General features: G+C 45.5%; 13 protein-coding genes. 7 read left to right on the top strand and 6 right to left on the bottom strand.

What is annotated here, in order from left to right; translation table 11 throughout:
• Window positions 1–52 precede the first annotated feature (52 nt).
• Entirely contained in the window at window positions 53–1,570 is a 1,518-nt protein-coding gene (locus tag QZW82_RS12135; RefSeq protein WP_293148397.1) for a peptide ligase PGM1-related protein, read from the bottom strand.
• Window positions 1,571–1,840: 270 nt separating this feature from the next.
• Entirely contained in the window at window positions 1,841–3,466 is a 1,626-nt protein-coding gene (locus QZW82_RS12130) for a glycosyltransferase family 39 protein (protein WP_293148395.1), read from the bottom strand.
• A 542-nt stretch (window positions 3,467–4,008) separates the two neighbouring features.
• On the opposite strand from QZW82_RS12130, the gene recA reads away from it, so the two are divergent.
• The 4 genes from recA (at window position 4,009) to QZW82_RS12110 (ending at window position 6,587) form a co-directional block, all read left to right on the top strand.
• Window positions 4,009–5,142 carry a recombinase RecA gene (recA, locus tag QZW82_RS12125; protein ID WP_293148393.1) on the top strand — a complete coding sequence of 378 codons (1,134 nt, stop codon included), beginning with the start codon at window positions 4,009–4,011 and terminating at the stop codon, window positions 5,140–5,142.
• A 220-nt stretch (window positions 5,143–5,362) separates the two neighbouring features.
• Entirely contained in the window at window positions 5,363–5,566 is a 204-nt protein-coding gene (locus tag QZW82_RS12120) for a hypothetical protein (RefSeq protein ID WP_293148391.1), read from the top strand.
• 289 nt (window positions 5,567–5,855) lie between these two features.
• The gene (locus tag QZW82_RS12115) at window positions 5,856–6,329 is read left to right on the top strand and encodes a Coq4 family protein (RefSeq protein ID WP_293148390.1); all 474 of its coding nucleotides are present in this window, start codon (window positions 5,856–5,858) and stop codon (window positions 6,327–6,329) included.
• A 30-nt stretch (window positions 6,330–6,359) separates the two neighbouring features.
• Window positions 6,360–6,587 (top strand): helix-turn-helix transcriptional regulator, encoded by a 228-nt coding sequence (locus tag QZW82_RS12110; protein ID WP_293148388.1) that lies wholly within the window; start codon window positions 6,360–6,362, stop codon window positions 6,585–6,587.
• Window positions 6,588–6,968: 381 nt separating this feature from the next.
• Here the strand turns inward: QZW82_RS12110 and QZW82_RS12105 are convergent, their stop codons facing one another.
• The 4 genes from QZW82_RS12105 to QZW82_RS12090 form a co-directional block, all read right to left on the bottom strand.
• Entirely contained in the window at window positions 6,969–7,865 is an 897-nt protein-coding gene (locus tag QZW82_RS12105) for an alpha/beta hydrolase (protein ID WP_293148386.1), read from the bottom strand.
• A gap of 319 nt (window positions 7,866–8,184) precedes the next feature.
• Window positions 8,185–9,627 (bottom strand): D-alanyl-D-alanine carboxypeptidase/D-alanyl-D-alanine-endopeptidase, encoded by a 1,443-nt coding sequence (dacB, locus tag QZW82_RS12100; protein ID WP_293148558.1) that lies wholly within the window; start codon window positions 9,625–9,627, stop codon window positions 8,185–8,187.
• A 275-nt stretch (window positions 9,628–9,902) separates the two neighbouring features.
• On the bottom strand, window positions 9,903–10,229 hold the full coding sequence (locus QZW82_RS12095) for a (2Fe-2S) ferredoxin domain-containing protein (RefSeq protein WP_293148384.1): 327 nt from the start codon (window positions 10,227–10,229) through the stop codon (window positions 9,903–9,905).
• A 21-nt stretch (window positions 10,230–10,250) separates the two neighbouring features.
• Entirely contained in the window at window positions 10,251–10,424 is a 174-nt protein-coding gene (locus QZW82_RS12090) for a hypothetical protein (protein ID WP_293148382.1), read from the bottom strand.
• Window positions 10,425–10,475: 51 nt separating this feature from the next.
• Here QZW82_RS12090 and QZW82_RS12085 point away from each other — a divergent pair, with 51 nt between their 5' ends.
• From QZW82_RS12085 to QZW82_RS12075, 3 genes are all read left to right on the top strand, one after another.
• Window positions 10,476–10,937: a CBS domain-containing protein gene (locus tag QZW82_RS12085; RefSeq protein WP_293148380.1), complete on the top strand. Its 462-nt coding sequence runs from the start codon at window positions 10,476–10,478 to the stop codon at window positions 10,935–10,937.
• Between the two features lie 362 nt (window positions 10,938–11,299).
• Window positions 11,300–11,974 carry a phycobilisome degradation protein NblB gene (nblB, locus tag QZW82_RS12080; RefSeq protein ID WP_293148378.1) on the top strand — a complete coding sequence of 225 codons (675 nt, stop codon included), beginning with the start codon at window positions 11,300–11,302 and terminating at the stop codon, window positions 11,972–11,974.
• Between the two features lie 728 nt (window positions 11,975–12,702).
• The gene (locus QZW82_RS12075) at window positions 12,703–14,037 is read left to right on the top strand and encodes a CAP domain-containing protein (protein WP_293148376.1); all 1,335 of its coding nucleotides are present in this window, start codon (window positions 12,703–12,705) and stop codon (window positions 14,035–14,037) included.
• The last annotated feature ends 306 nt before the right edge of the window (window positions 14,038–14,343 follow it).

Below are 14,343 nucleotides of genomic sequence, written 5' to 3'. Positions count from 1 at the left end.
CCTCGGCGGTTGGAAACCGCCGGGGTTTGTGGGTTGACGAGCAGATTTAGCCTCAAGTTTCGCGATCGAGAACTTTCACAACCTTGTTATACATATCCTCAGCTTCTTGCGGCGAATTGCCAATACTCGTCAATCCCAATTTGCCAAACTCCGACAAACAACCCATTAAATGAAATACGCTTCCCGTCTCAGTACCAGTGTCAAAATGCAGTTGATTGTCAGCAATAATATCCATCAAATCATTCGGCAACAATCCCCGATATCGCTCCTTTTTCAAATTATCCGAAGCCACATAATATTTCGGACGCCCCTGCTGGCTGTAAAACAATCCCGTAGTTCGCTCGTACCGACCATTTGTTAACAGTTTTAAAGCCATAAACGGATGAGTAGTACCTCCTTTTCGCAAGTTAATTTCTATTGCTTGAATATCCCATTTCCCGTCCGCTTGCTTGACAGCAACATAATCCACTCCAAATCGCTCTAAAGCACCTTTTGCCGCTAGATTTTTCCCCACTTTCCATCCCAATTCTTGCAACGCCAGCCGATAGGATTCATCCGCAGGAAATCGGCAACCTAAGAAAATTTGACCGTCCGGGCCTCCTAAAATCTGGTCGTGGGTTGAGAGAATTTCTACTTCGCCGCTGGGAACAATTCGACCTTGAACGCTGGGCGATCGCTTTTCTTCTCCTTCGATAAATGCTTCCGCAATTGCCCCTAATTCGGGAATGCGACTGCTGAAATTTTTCCAGGTTTCGCCTGTTGCTTGAAAGCGCAAATTGTGGAAGCAATCGCCAATTGCTTTAACTCTTTCTTGAGGTGCTTTACCTGCGATCGGCTTCAAATCTAAAATTGCATTTCCTTCCCCCGAAAAACCTTCATTTAACTTAATTACCATCCGCTGCAAATCCGGCTGTCTTTCCCACAACGCAGCCGCAGCTTGGGCCAAATCTTCTGCATTCCAAACCAACTCGGAACCGTCAGGATAAGGTACGCCAGCTTCTTGAAAAATTTGCCGGCTGCCGCTTTTTGTTCCCCAATAAAGCAAATCCGGATCGCTAGCCCACAAAGGAATTCCCAATTTAACAGATAACTCCCGCTCTAAGGGCGTTGAGTTGTAGCAAACCATATAAGATTTTGTCGGGCGTACTGCTTGGCGAATTCGCTCCATCAAGCGGGGACGTTCTAAAATTTTCTGGGTGAGGGATTTCGCCGATGCATCGTAAGCCGAGAAGAGCAAAAGGCGATCGCGCGCGTGAGAAAATGGAATACCTGGGAGCAATTGCAGGTAATAATCTATAATCATGGGGTGCAGCGGCTCCGAGGTAATGTAAATTAAGCGCGTGCGAGGATTTCGCAGGCGAATCAATGAAAATAAATGCCGCTCTTCGTAGTGGTAAGCACCCTCAACTTTCAGAATTTCTTGCTGATCTAAGCTGAGAGAAGGAATGACGATAATATCACAATCTCCGCTGTCAAATTCTTCTATCTCTCGCCAACGTTCGCGTAATTCTGTCTGAAGATTGCGAAATTTCTGTGCGGTTTCCGAAGCAGAATTGTTTGACTCTTGCATGACGTTTAATCCTAATTATTCAAATAATGATTGCTGGTGGTCTAGGGTGAGTCAGCCCAAATATTTGAAACAACTCAACTGGCACTCTTATAGGGGTTAATCTTGAGGTACGTTGTTGCGCTTGGGCGCTCTTATATATTAGATAAAGAGCGCCCAAGCGCAACAACATACTTTTATTATCAAAAATGTCCAAATAATGACTTAAGGTGCGTCTGTTCAAATAATTGAGATAACTCAAACAGTTTTTTTTCTGACGTACCCTACCGATAACTAAGAAATCCGCCGCACTCGAAAAAGTTTGGCGTATGCCAATATCGGCTCTAGGCGGCGTTGATTTTGCTTGAGTGCCGATCGCAATTTTTCCGAAGGGCGGAATACTAGAGGAGCCGAATATTTGTTCAGCATCTCGATATCGGGCGACTGACTCAGCAACATCAGCCGTACATCTTTGTCGAGCAAATAACTCAGGGAGAGCAAATCTCCCATGTTAGTAAAGTCATTACCGCGATCGCTAATTACAATTGTATCTTTAATCGAGCGATTAGCCATCGCCTCTTTGTTAATATTTCTCGCAACTTCAGCATTAAAATAGCTCAAGTCTTTGCTCCACCAAGTATCAGAAACACCGCTGACTGTACAGGATGCTATGCTTGCTGTAAATACCCCCGCTAAAATGACTTGCCAAAACCGCTGCTGAGTTTTCACATTACTGGCCAGCAAGCAAGCAACTGCTAGCTGCACCCCCGGAAAGCAGGAAATCAGATAGCGGCTGACGGCGGAGCGTTTGCCACCTAAGATTATATCCGGTAAAACCAGCATCAAAAACGGGACAAAAATTGATGTTACAATAAACAGCAAAGTCGAAATATTTGTGCGGCGGCAGATGTTGTAAACGGCTGCCACAATTAACAGCAAAAATGGCAATCTCAGCAGATAAGTCCAGATATTGTCAAAGCCGAAGTCGAAGTCAAAAAATAAGGCTGTAAAGCTGAGCGTCCACAATTTTGCCAGGTACAGCCAACCAGGAGATATTCGCGTCCAATCTGTTGTTGCTGAGGCTCGTTCCAGGTTGGTCGCCAGCACGTAAATCCACGGCAGATACAAGATTAAAGCGGCTGTTACTGCTAAGAAAAATTGCGAATTAGTTAAGTGACCTCGCAATTTTCTTTTTTTGACAAACAGCCAGCAAGCAATTATAAAAACTCCATGTCCGACAAGTGTTAACGTGAAGAAAGGGTGAGTGTAGCAACCGATCGCGATCGCGATCGAGTAATACGCCCAATTTTGCCAGCCCCGCAATCGCAATGCTCTCAGCAACAGCCAACTGCTGCCAATCACCGTTACAGTCAGCAAACTGTACTGCCTTGCTGTCTGAGCAAACAAGATGTCAAAGGGAGATAAAGCCAACAGCGTTGTTGCTACTAAGGCTGTCAAATTTGAAGCGAAAAGTTCCTGGGCTAAAACGTACATCAAAGGCAGCGACAGCAAACTCAATATTGCTGGCAAACTGCGAGATGCTGCAAGAGAACTGCCAAATTGCTGCATCCACAAACGAGCCATCAAAAAGTACAAAGGCGGATGCTGCGGATCTTCCAGTGCTAACGAACGTATTGTGTCTGCTGCTGTACTTCCCGGTTTTATCTGCTGATATTTCTGCAATTCTGGTGCAGGAATAATCCGGTTTTGAAATAGTTCGTCGTCGATTTCTTGCCTGGTGAAACCAGCGGCGCGGATTGATGTGTAAGCTTCGTCGTGCCAGTAAAGTTTGCGATCGATCTCGAAGAACCGAAATCCGATACCTAGTAAAATTCCGATCGCCAATAAGCTGATTAGCAACCGGGAATTTTGGGGAATTTTGGGATTAACAGATGTGTCTTGATTTGTTGTAGATGCCATGCTTATCCTAATTGTGGCGATCGTCCCAGAGGCGTACCGATCGACTTAGGGGACGATCGCACCACTACGCTCAGAAACCGGGTTTTTTACCGGGTTCGCCTGCTGCAACCTTTGTATTGCTGTGGAAAACCTCCCGTTTGGGCCCTGTTAAAGCTCGATCGATACAATACAGATCCCAACTGACCATCATTCTACCCTCTGCCGAAAGCCTTCTACCTTTCAACTAAGAGCCACCGTCAACAGTTGACTGTTCGTAGTGCGGACTTCAGTCCGCAATATGCTGCGGACTGAAGTCCGCACTACGAACGGATCTTATCGCGGTCAACCGACCGGACACGATATGATTTTAATTTCTCCCTCGAAGGCGGGCGGGCTTTCAACCAATTCTTTCCGGATCGGGGCGCGATCGCGCCCAACCAGCCCAAAATCAAGAATTCTAAACCAAATCCCCCCAGAACCTCCAGACCCCAAAAATAACTGCTAACATACGTGTTGTACAGTTAATCAACAAGCTCCGCAAGGGGTCTACCCGCGTACCGAAAATGGCAAAAAAAGAAGCTTCTACAAAAACTACTGAAAACACAGAAAAGCAAAAAGCCCTAACTTCCGTACTGTCCCAAATCGAGCGCAGCTTTGGCAAAGGAGCGATCGTCCGATTGGGAGACTCCACACGCATGAGGGTAGAAACCATCCCCACCGGAGCTCTGACACTGGACATTGCTTTGGGCGGCGGTTTGCCAAAAGGCCGAGTAATTGAAATTTACGGCCCCGAAAGTTCCGGTAAAACTACTCTAGCGCTCCACGCGATCGCCGAAGTCCAAAAAACCGGCGGAATCGCAGCCTTCGTAGATGCCGAGCACGCCCTCGATCCCACCTACGCCTCAGCATTAGGCGTCGATATTGAAAATCTCTTAGTTTCCCAGCCGGATACCGGCGAAATGGCCCTAGAAATTGTCGATCAACTCGTGCGATCCGTCGCCGTCGATATCGTAGTCATTGACTCCGTAGCCGCCCTCGTCCCCCGCGCCGAAATCGAAGGCGACATGGGCGACTCCCACATGGGTTTGCAAGCCCGCTTGATGAGTCAAGCACTGCGGAAAATCACCGGCAACATCGGCAAATCCGGCTGTACCGTGATTTTCCTCAACCAATTGCGGCAGAAAATCGGCATAACTTACGGCAACCCCGAAACAACAACAGGTGGTAACGCCCTCAAATTTTACGCCAGCGTGCGGCTCGACATTCGCCGCATTCAAAGCTTGAAAAAAGGTACCGAAGAATACGGCAACCGCACAAAAGTTAAAGTTGCTAAAAATAAAGTTGCTCCGCCTTTCCGCATTGCCGAATTTGACATTGTATTTGGTAAAGGCATTTCTACCTTAGGCTGTCTGACTGACTTGGCAGACGAGATGGGAGTAATCCTGAAAAAAGGTTCTTGGTATAGTTACAACGGCGAGAACATCGCTCAAGGACGAGACAAAGTGATTCAACACATGGAGAAAAATATCGATTTCAAAAATGAGATCGAGCGCCTAGTACGGGAAAAACTTGATACTGGGGCAGTGGTTTCTGCTAATTCTGTCGCTCCTGTGGATGTCGATGCTGATGATGTCGATGCTGATGATATTGATGTTGATGATGACATTCAAGATGTAGGAGATATGGAAGAAATTTAAATTTTGTCGCGGACAGCACTCAAATAAAAAATGCTTGTTACAAAAATGAGATGCTCTCTGTTAAATGGGTGCATCTCATTTTTGCATCAATACTAGCTCGCTTCGAGTGCGTAGGCGCAAGCCGGGACGTAGCCATCGCCCGCCCGGGGCAATTTCTGTCACCGAGAGCTATTGAGGTGCGTCGCTACTCGAAAAGTCGATTTTAATTCAGAAAATTTTAGTGGCGACACACCCTACGAATAATCTTGCCACAGGGCAAGCTGTCAACTGTCAACTGTCAACTGTCAACTGTTTACTTCACCCTGCTTCAGGTCTCTTCACCTTGATTCACTTGGTAGCACTCGCATCACTGGGTTTACACGCTTCAGCTTCTAACTCATTGCAAGTACAAATACTTAAGAGCAAAATAGATTCATATACGTAAGTAAAGGAGTTCCAATCACCGCTAAATACTGTGGAGTTTACGGTTACTTCCCTCTGGGTCAAGCTGCGGTAACGAACACTAGCCAGATTTTGACAACTGACAGATTTCACCTCTGAGGCTGTTTGTAAAGAAATGTAAAAGCTCCTGAAAGTTAATTGCTGTTACAGAATGTAGGATTTCTGAGCTGAACTGTAAAAAAAAGTTGTCTTGATTCATCGCAAAAATGAACTGGACAAACATGAATTTCATTTTTCAGGAACTTAAATTCTTATTCCAGGGAGAATCAATCATGACTGACGGTCGATTAGGAGTTATATTAAAGATGGCTCAAACAATTAATCCTCAAATTGAGAGCGATCGACATTTTGAAATAGACTTGGAAAAATTGCGTCAACTGCCAGCAGGAACATTAGGGTGCGAAGTGGCGCGATTTCTAGACGAACAAGGGTTTGAGCCGATCGCATCTGGAGACTGGATTCAACGAAACCACGACGTTTGGCACGTTCTGACGGGTCTTTCACCTTCTCCTGAAGATGAATTTGTACTTCAAGCGTTTACTCGCGCTCAAGTATTTCGCCCTTCCTGTGCGATTTTAGTGTTAGTTGGACTGCTCAGTGGCAAATGTGCGATCGGACAAATTATCAAAGGTTTAAAACATGGAAAATTAGCCGAGCGACTAATTGACTGGGACGTTGCATCTGATTGGGAAACTCCCTTATCTGAAGTCCGAGAGAAACTGGGGATTCTACCATTAATTGATTAATTTTTTAACTCGTCACTGCACTGCAAAACTATGCAAAGCACAATTTACAAACCGGTAATCAGCCTGAGCCCGCGAGAAAGAGCGATCGCCCAATTAGTAGCCCAAGGTCTGCCCAACAAATGTATTGCCAAAAATTTAAATATCAGTCACTGGACGGTTGCTACTTACGTGAGGCGGATTTTTATCAAACTCGGTGTTTGTTCTAGAACTGCGATGATTGCACTGTTGATGCAAGAAAATATGCTCTGGGACTCATAAGTCGATTTAAGATTTTAGATTTTAGGTTGACTCAACTCGATGAATCAGGGAACTTGAACTACGGTCTAAAATTTGGGAATCGATTTTGACCCTCGTGTCGGGCATTTATATCTGTTGTTGAGGCGAAATAAGTTAGATATAGCGGTTCTCACAAAGATGAGGTATGTTGTTGGGCTTAAGCCCTCTTAGCTTAATAGTGATAGAAGCTGTCAGTCATACCTCATTTCTTTGAGAAAGGCTATAGCACGGTGCGTCAGCCTGATTTAATTCTCTGGTAACTCAGAAATTCTCTAGTGACGCACCCTACAGATATGCTCGGAGAAAAATAAAAACCCGGTTTCACACGGAAACCGGGTTTTTATTTGCAACCTTTAAAATGTTTTATGCCAAAGCCAAAGAACGAGAGGAATTTCTCAAAAAATTGAGTAATTCTCGATTCACTGTTTGGGGCGCTTCCTGCTGAATCCAGTGACCGCAGTGAGGAATTAATTTTAACTTAAACGGCGCCGTAATTAACCGATCCAAACCTTCTACAAGCGTGTGGCTCAAAAACGCATCTTCTTCTCCCCAAAGCACCAAAGTAGGCACTGTCACAGGTTCTAAATTCTGCCCCCAATGCCAAAGACGCTGCGGGTGCAACATCTGCTGGTAATAATTCATCGCAGCCGCTAACACTCCTGGCTTTTCTAAAGCGGTTTGATAAATCTTAGTTTCCTCAGCGCTAAAAGCTCCTTTGCGAACAGCTTGTCCTTGCAAGATATTTTGTACAAAATCTTTCAAATTTTGCCGGATCAACCATTCGGGGATGCCGGGAACTTGAAAAGCCAAAATGTGCCAACTGCGACGGAGTTGGTCTAAATTGCTTGCCATTTCCTGCACGAATCGCTGCGGGTGCGGAGCGTTTAAAATTGCTAAGCGGTTGAGTTTTTCGGGGAACTTTTGAGCTAAGTTCCAGGCGATCGCACCACCGCAATCGTGACCGACAATGTGAGCTTTTGTATAGCCGAGCCGATCGATCAAACCGCGAATATCCGCACTCAGCGTATCCAAATCATAACCGCTTTCCGGCTTGTCCGAATCGTTGTAGCCCCGCAAATCCGGCACCACAACCTTGAAATGGCGTGCTAAAGCAGGAATTTGATGGCGCCAAGAGTACCAAAACTCGGGAAACCCGTGCAGGAGGATAACGAGCTCGCCTTCTCCTTGAGAAACGCAGTGCAAGCGGATGTTGTTGGTTTCGACAAAGCTGTGTTGCTGTTCGGAATCTAAAGATTTCATAGTTGGAAAGTTAAACTTATTTTCGGGAAGTACAGAACCCGCCGACTGATAGCAGGCTGAAACGACCCAATGGTTTTAATTCTTCTGTTTTTATTCTAGCTGCTTTTCGATCCCGACCGCTGTAATGTAGTTAAATATAAAACTTGTATAGTTTTGTGGTGTCGTGTTTTTTAGGTGTAACTACTTATAGCTTTTCTCAAAAATATGAGGTATGACAGACAGCTCGATAACCGCTTAAACTAAAGGGCTGAAGCCCAACAACGTACCTTATCTTTCTGAGAAGCGCTATATCAACTTTTTTATATTAGATTCTGTTGTTTTAACAGCGGCGGAGGCGGTTTAATAATAGCACAATTTCGTCCGTTGCCGATCGCATTTTTGCAGCAGACAGATCGGATTGATTGATGATAATGCTAAACACCAGCGGCTCGTAATTCGGAACTTCGATATATCCCGACAGCGCCGAAACTCCGCTCAAAGTTCCAGTTTTTGCTTGCAAAATTACGCGGTTTGGTGTATTGTTTATGCGATTTTTCAAAGTACCGCTCTCGCCAGCCACGGGCAGTGATGCGCGGTAGATAGATCCAGCAGGTGAATTCGCCATCAATCTCAAAGTTTGCACCAAGGCTTCTGGACTAATTAAATTGTGGCGGGAAAGTCCGGAACCGTCAGCTAATTTGTAACTATTTGGATTTACCCCTAATTGAGTTAAAGATGTTTTTAACTCTTTCAAACCAATTTCACCTGTATCCTCTTGTGGCACAGGCATGGAGCCTGTGACTTTCCCTAACAATCTCAATAAAACTTCTGCATAAAGATTGTTGCTTTCCCGATTAGTTTCTTTCACCAATTCCGCCAGCGGTGGCGATTCAACAAATGCTAATTCCCGATCGCCATTGCGAGAAACTGGGGCAACCAAAGTTTGTTTGACAGCGATTCCCTCAGCCACTAAAACTTGCTGAAAATGTTGCAAAAAGTTAGACGCGGGATTGACAACTGCGACATAAGCTGATTCAGATTCCGCACCAACTTTCAACTGCCCGCTAACTCTAATTGTGGGTCGATCGAATTCCCTGCCAACTTCAACAAACTCCGATTCGGTGGTGGGGACTGTGATGGAATTGTTGAGAATTTGCCACTGATTTGCTAACTTAGGTTCAGCAAAAGAGACTTTTAGAGGTTGCCCGATCGCCTGCGGTGACAACAGAAGCTCGATCGCATTTTGATTGAAAATTAAACTGTTAACCGGCGCGCCATAGCCAGCTTGGGCGTCTTCCCATTCCCAATTCGGATTGACTGCACTGCCTTGAAAATAGCTGTCATCGCCAATCAACTCATTAACTTGACTGATTCCCCGCTGCTTCAACTGCGATGCTAAGGATTTTAACTGAGTCTCAGCAATGCTCGGATCGCCCCTACCAGCAACATACAAACTGCCATTGGCGCCACCGTAAACCGATGTCTTAATCCGAAAATCGGCACCGAGTTTCTGCAAAGCAGCGGCTGTGGTTAGCAGCTTGACATTGGATGCTGGAATGAAATATTTGGTGGCCTCACGGCTGTAGAGAGTCGCCGTAGAAGATAGCGGTTGAATCAAAATGCCCCAGCGCGATCGGCTAAATTCAGCACGATTGGCGATCGCATCTACCTTCGCCCCCAATTCTCCAGGACAAATATCCGCAGTAACCGCAGGCGTTTGAGCGACTACAGCCGACGTGCGCCCCAAAATTAGGACTAACAAACTAACCGCAATTCCTTTGATTCTCAAAGCGTCACTTCCCTCACAATCATCACGTATTTCTATCTAAAAAAATCTGTATTTATCTGCTCGTATCTGCTTTAAATCTGCGGCTTGCCATCCATCAAAGACTTAATAAAAAAATCCAAATTACATACGAACATATAGCCTTTATCAAAAATATGAGGTATCACTGACAGCTTATATAACTACTGAACTCAGAGGGCTAAAGCCCAACAACATACCTCATCTTTCTGATAACCGCTATATCTAATTAAAATCACCGAATCAAGACAAGACTAATAATAATAACGCATATGTATTCTTGGATTGAACAGCGCCTCTACAGGTTTTCCCCCTTTGAGGTGCTGTTCCACAATCAACGGTACATCACTAGGTTTAACTCGACAATACCAAATTTGGTCTGGAGTAACTCGCACAGTTGGGCCCGTGTTGCACTGTCCCTGACAGCTAGAAGCTTCAACTTTTACCCCTGGGACTGGTTGGGCTTCAAAAGCAGCTAGCACTGCTGCTGAACCATGTCTCAAGCAAGATTGATACTGGCAAACTAATACACAGCGCGTTTCTGGTGGGGTATCTGCTTCTGGGGCTGGAGATTCTGGCATCGCTAAGAATTTATCTGCTGTTTAACATATTTTAACAATGTTGTCAGGTCGATCGCCCGCGCGCTTGACTGACAAACGGCAGAATTCGTGAGTGCGATCGCAAAAACCTTTCAAATTCTGGGATTCAAACTTTTTCCATCCTTCTAGCTGGTAACGAATCCGCTCTCCCGACTGCCTTTGTGCTATCTGTGTCACGCTTTCCCTATATGATCGGAAGTAGAGCAACAACTAAATCAACCGCCAATCATGCCCAAAACAGTAGCCGATGTGATGAGTCGCGATCCGATTTTGGCGCGCCCCGAAACGCCCTTAAACGAAGCGATTAAAATTTTAGCCGATCGACGTATTAGCGGCCTTCCCGTTGTAGATGAGAATGGCTTATTGGTAGGAGTCATCTCCGAAACCGACTTGATGTGGCGCGAAACCGGCGTCACTCCGCCCGCTTACATCATGGTACTCGACAGCGTGATTTACCTAGAAAATCCCTCGCGTTACGAGCGAGAACTCCACAAAGCTTTAGGACAAACAGTAGGAGAAGCGATGAGTAAAGAACCCATTACCATCGAACCAGACAAATCTATCCAAGAAGCAGCCAAACTAATGCACGATCGCAGCATCCACCGATTGCCGGTAGTCGATAGTGCTGGTAAAGTAATCGGCATCCTCACTAGGGGAGATATTATCCGATGGATGGCGGCCCAGTCTTAATTAATTGTTACAATTGAAGGATTGTATCAGAAAATGAGCCGATCGCTCCTTCAATCTCTAAGCTTTTGGCGATCGCCAACTACCTAAGAAGTTAATTGCTTTGATTCGCTCGCTTTTTGGAAAAAAATCCGCGTTTATTGGCGTTTATCTCAGATTTCCCCATCAATCAAAGATTTATGCAATAAGTCTCTAGATTCCCCAGAAAAAAGTCAGGAATACGCGCAGAAATATTTCTTCCTTCTTCCTTCTTCCTTCTTCCGACTTAGAGCGGAATTCCATCCGTTACATCCGTTACAAAATCCGTTGCCGAACTTCCTTCTTCCTTCTTCCTTCTTCTTCCCAATTATCAATTTAAAAATAGCATGAGTATTACCCCTGAATCTGTCGAACAATTGCTAAAATCCGAGGATTTTGGCGAGAGGCTGCGAGGTGTCAACCAACTGCGACAGCTAGAACCGGCGATCGCCTATAATTTGATTCAAATTGCGATCGGCGACAAAAACGTCCGCGTTAGATACGCAGCAGTCAGCCAAATATCAACCCTCGGCGAGCAAAATCTGCCCAACGCTTTAGAGGTACTGCTTCACAGCTTGCGAAACGATCCCGAACCCGACGTGCAAGCAGCAGCAGCCGATGCTTTGGGCGCCTTGAAATTAACCGCTGCTTTAGAAGATTTGCAGCAAGTTTACAGCAGTACATCTGAATGGTTGGTGCAACTCAGCATCGTCGCAGCTTTGGGAGAAATGGGCGATCCGAAAGCATTTCCAATGTTAGAAAATGCCCTCGGTTCTGAAAACGAATTGATCCAAACTATTGCGATCAGTGCATTAGGAGAATTAGGGGATAAACGGGCGCTGCCGCTGTTGCTTCCCTACGCTTCCAATGCAGATTGGCAAATTCGTTATAGAGTCGCCCAAGCTTTGGGGCGGTTGGGCGGTGTCGAAGCAGATGCAGCTTTGGAAATTCTTGCCAAAGATGAGGTTGAGCAAGTGTCTCAGGAGGCTAAAGTCGGACAAGATAATATTTTGAAATTGTGAGTCTTAAGCGGTGAGTTTTGAATTAATGGATAATTTTTTGTGAGGATTCTACTAAAAAATTAGTTGGCGCGCGATCGCTAACAAGAGTGAAACCCGGTTTCTTCGTATATTTTTCGTAACTAAACGCAAAACTCGAAGAAACCGGGTTTCTAGCCCCCCAGCCCGTAAACTGGACGCGCAATATGAACCTTACTAATCGGGAAAAATCTCAAATTTAAAACTCTATCTCAGATTCCGCGCAGGGCGGTTTTATTGTCGTCAGACAAGTTAGGTACGTAGTTGCGCTTCAGCGCTCTTTATAATCTTAGGAAAGAGGGCTGAAGCCCAACAACGTACCTCATCTTTCTGAGAACCGCTATACCTCACTTTTTTTGAGAACCGCTATAAATTGTATTGTTGTACGTATATTAACGGTTAAATCTCAAAAAGCAAGTATAATAGATTACTTGCAGAAACAATGATTGTGGGTAATTGTTCTGTGTGGCACACTCGTGGCTGCGGAATCTCGGTTGCATTGATGCCACGGGCGATCGCACTCTGGGCTTTTTCAACCAGAGTCCGGATCTTGACATCGGCAGTTGAAGAATAGGTATAATAACAATATATACAACAGTGGCAGGGATTAAGACAATTGTTGAAGCCTGCCCAGCCTGCGATCGGGGAAATTATCGTTAAGACGGTAAGCCATCTACCAGCTCAGCCCAGTCTTAAACATTTTTATCATCCCCATGCTTGAACAACTACAAAATTCCAATTCTCAGTCTGCGGACATTTTAACAGGAGAGCGATCGGCTTCTCAAGTTTCACAACCTGCACCAGCCACAACCAATCAAAACTTTATTTATAGAGTTTTAGAACTCACGAACATTGAACGCAGCAAATTGAGTTTGTCCCCCCTAACCTTGAATACTCAGTTGCTGAATGCGGCGCAAAATCACACCCAAAACATGGCAGTGCAAGACTTTTTCGATCACACCGGAAAAGATGGTTCGTCAATGGGAAGTCGGATTACTGCAACGGGCTATAAATTCAGATCGGCAGCAGAAAATATCGCTGCGGGTTCTTCTACACCCGAACAAGTTGTATCATCATGGATGAACAGCAGCGGCCACCGGGCTAACATTCTTAACCCGAACCTGAAAGAGATTGGCATTGGTTACTATTTCCTAGGCAACGATACTGGCAGCGTCAATTACAATCACTATTGGACGCAAGTTTTTGCTACTTCGCTTGATGGTAGTGTCAATCCCGCACCACCTCCCACTCCCACTCCCACTCCCACTCCAACTCCCACTCCCGTACCAACTCCAACTCCAACTCCTACACCCAGCACATTAGTCTCGATTACTTCCCCAATACCCAATGCTACAGGGGACGGCACCCCGACGACAGCACCCAAGAATACAGCCAGCGGTGGCAATTATTTCCTATCAGATGCTGCTGATACTCAAATACCTGCGAGTGCTGTGGGATTGCAAATTTTTGCCCTTTCCGGCAAAGACAATCTCACTGGAGGAGCAGGCGCTGATACGATTAATGGAATGCAAGGTGCGGATACAATTAACGGTGCAGGCGGCGATGATCTTTTGTCCGGCGGCAAAGATTCGGATTCAATTGATGGCGGTGCTGGTAATGATTTTATCAGCGGCAACAATGATAACGATCGACTAATCGGAGGAGACGGTAACGATACTCTCCGAGGCGGCAAGGAAAACGATATCTTGATTGGTGGTAACGGCGATGATGTCTTGGCGGGCGATCGCGGGCAAGACATTCTGACCGGCGGCGCTGGAAGTGATACGTTTATCCTAGCGGGAGGTTTGTCTGTTTCGGCTACCTTAGTTGGTGCCGATGTGATTACCGATTTTGTGGCTGGAGATAAGATTGGTTTGACTGACGGTATCGGATTTGCTAACTTGACTTTTGAAGCTGTGAGTTTGCAGTTGAATGGAGCCGCAAGTGTCGCTTCTACGGCGATTAAGTCGGGTAGCAATTATCTGGGAATTGTGCAGGGTGTCAGTCAAAGTCAGCTTGCGGCTTCTGTTTTTGTGAGTGCAACTTAGGCAGCGAAATATCGCTAGTCTAAATCGATTGAACATCTCTCATAATTCTTGTGGGCAGGCAGAATGCCTGCCCTTAACAGGCATTGTGAAATAAGTTTATCCTAGCGAGTCATACCTCATATCATAAAGGTTCGTAGTGCGGACTTCAGTCCGCTTTCTGCTGCGGACTGAAGTCCGCACTAGGGACTCGCGGATAAATAAAATACCAGTCACAATGGGATAATTGTGATATCCCATTTTGGTAAAGTTTCAGAACGTTGCCATGAGGGCAAATACTGTTTTAACTCATGAGGTAAGACTTTCACT

It is taken from the genome of Microcoleus sp. bin48.metabat.b7b8b9.023 (genome assembly GCF_013299185.1).
Taxonomy (GTDB): Bacteria; Cyanobacteriota; Cyanobacteriia; order Cyanobacteriales; family Microcoleaceae; genus Microcoleus.
Note: the sequence above shows the minus strand (reverse complement) of the source record. Positions and strands in the feature narration are given on the sequence as shown.

Bases quoted from the DNA above. Each gene is read 5' to 3' on its own strand.
- QZW82_RS12095 (WP_293148384.1), bottom strand. From the start codon at position 10,229: ATGCCAGAATCTCCAGCCCCAGAAGCAGATACCCCACCAGAAACGCGC.
- nblB (WP_293148378.1), top strand. From the start codon at position 11,300: ATGAGTATTACCCCTGAATCTGTCGAACAATTGCTAAAATCCGAGGAT.
- QZW82_RS12085 (WP_293148380.1), top strand. From the start codon at position 10,476: ATGCCCAAAACAGTAGCCGATGTGATGAGTCGCGATCCGATTTTGGCG.
- QZW82_RS12105 (WP_293148386.1), bottom strand. From the start codon at position 7,865: ATGAAATCTTTAGATTCCGAACAGCAACACAGCTTTGTCGAAACCAAC.
- recA (WP_293148393.1), top strand. From the start codon at position 4,009: ATGGCAAAAAAAGAAGCTTCTACAAAAACTACTGAAAACACAGAAAAG.
- QZW82_RS12110 (WP_293148388.1), top strand. From the start codon at position 6,360: ATGCAAAGCACAATTTACAAACCGGTAATCAGCCTGAGCCCGCGAGAA.
- QZW82_RS12115 (WP_293148390.1), top strand. From the start codon at position 5,856: ATGACTGACGGTCGATTAGGAGTTATATTAAAGATGGCTCAAACAATT.
- QZW82_RS12130 (WP_293148395.1), bottom strand. From the start codon at position 3,466: ATGGCATCTACAACAAATCAAGACACATCTGTTAATCCCAAAATTCCC.
- QZW82_RS12075 (WP_293148376.1), top strand. From the start codon at position 12,703: ATGCTTGAACAACTACAAAATTCCAATTCTCAGTCTGCGGACATTTTA.
- QZW82_RS12135 (WP_293148397.1), bottom strand. From the start codon at position 1,570: ATGCAAGAGTCAAACAATTCTGCTTCGGAAACCGCACAGAAATTTCGC.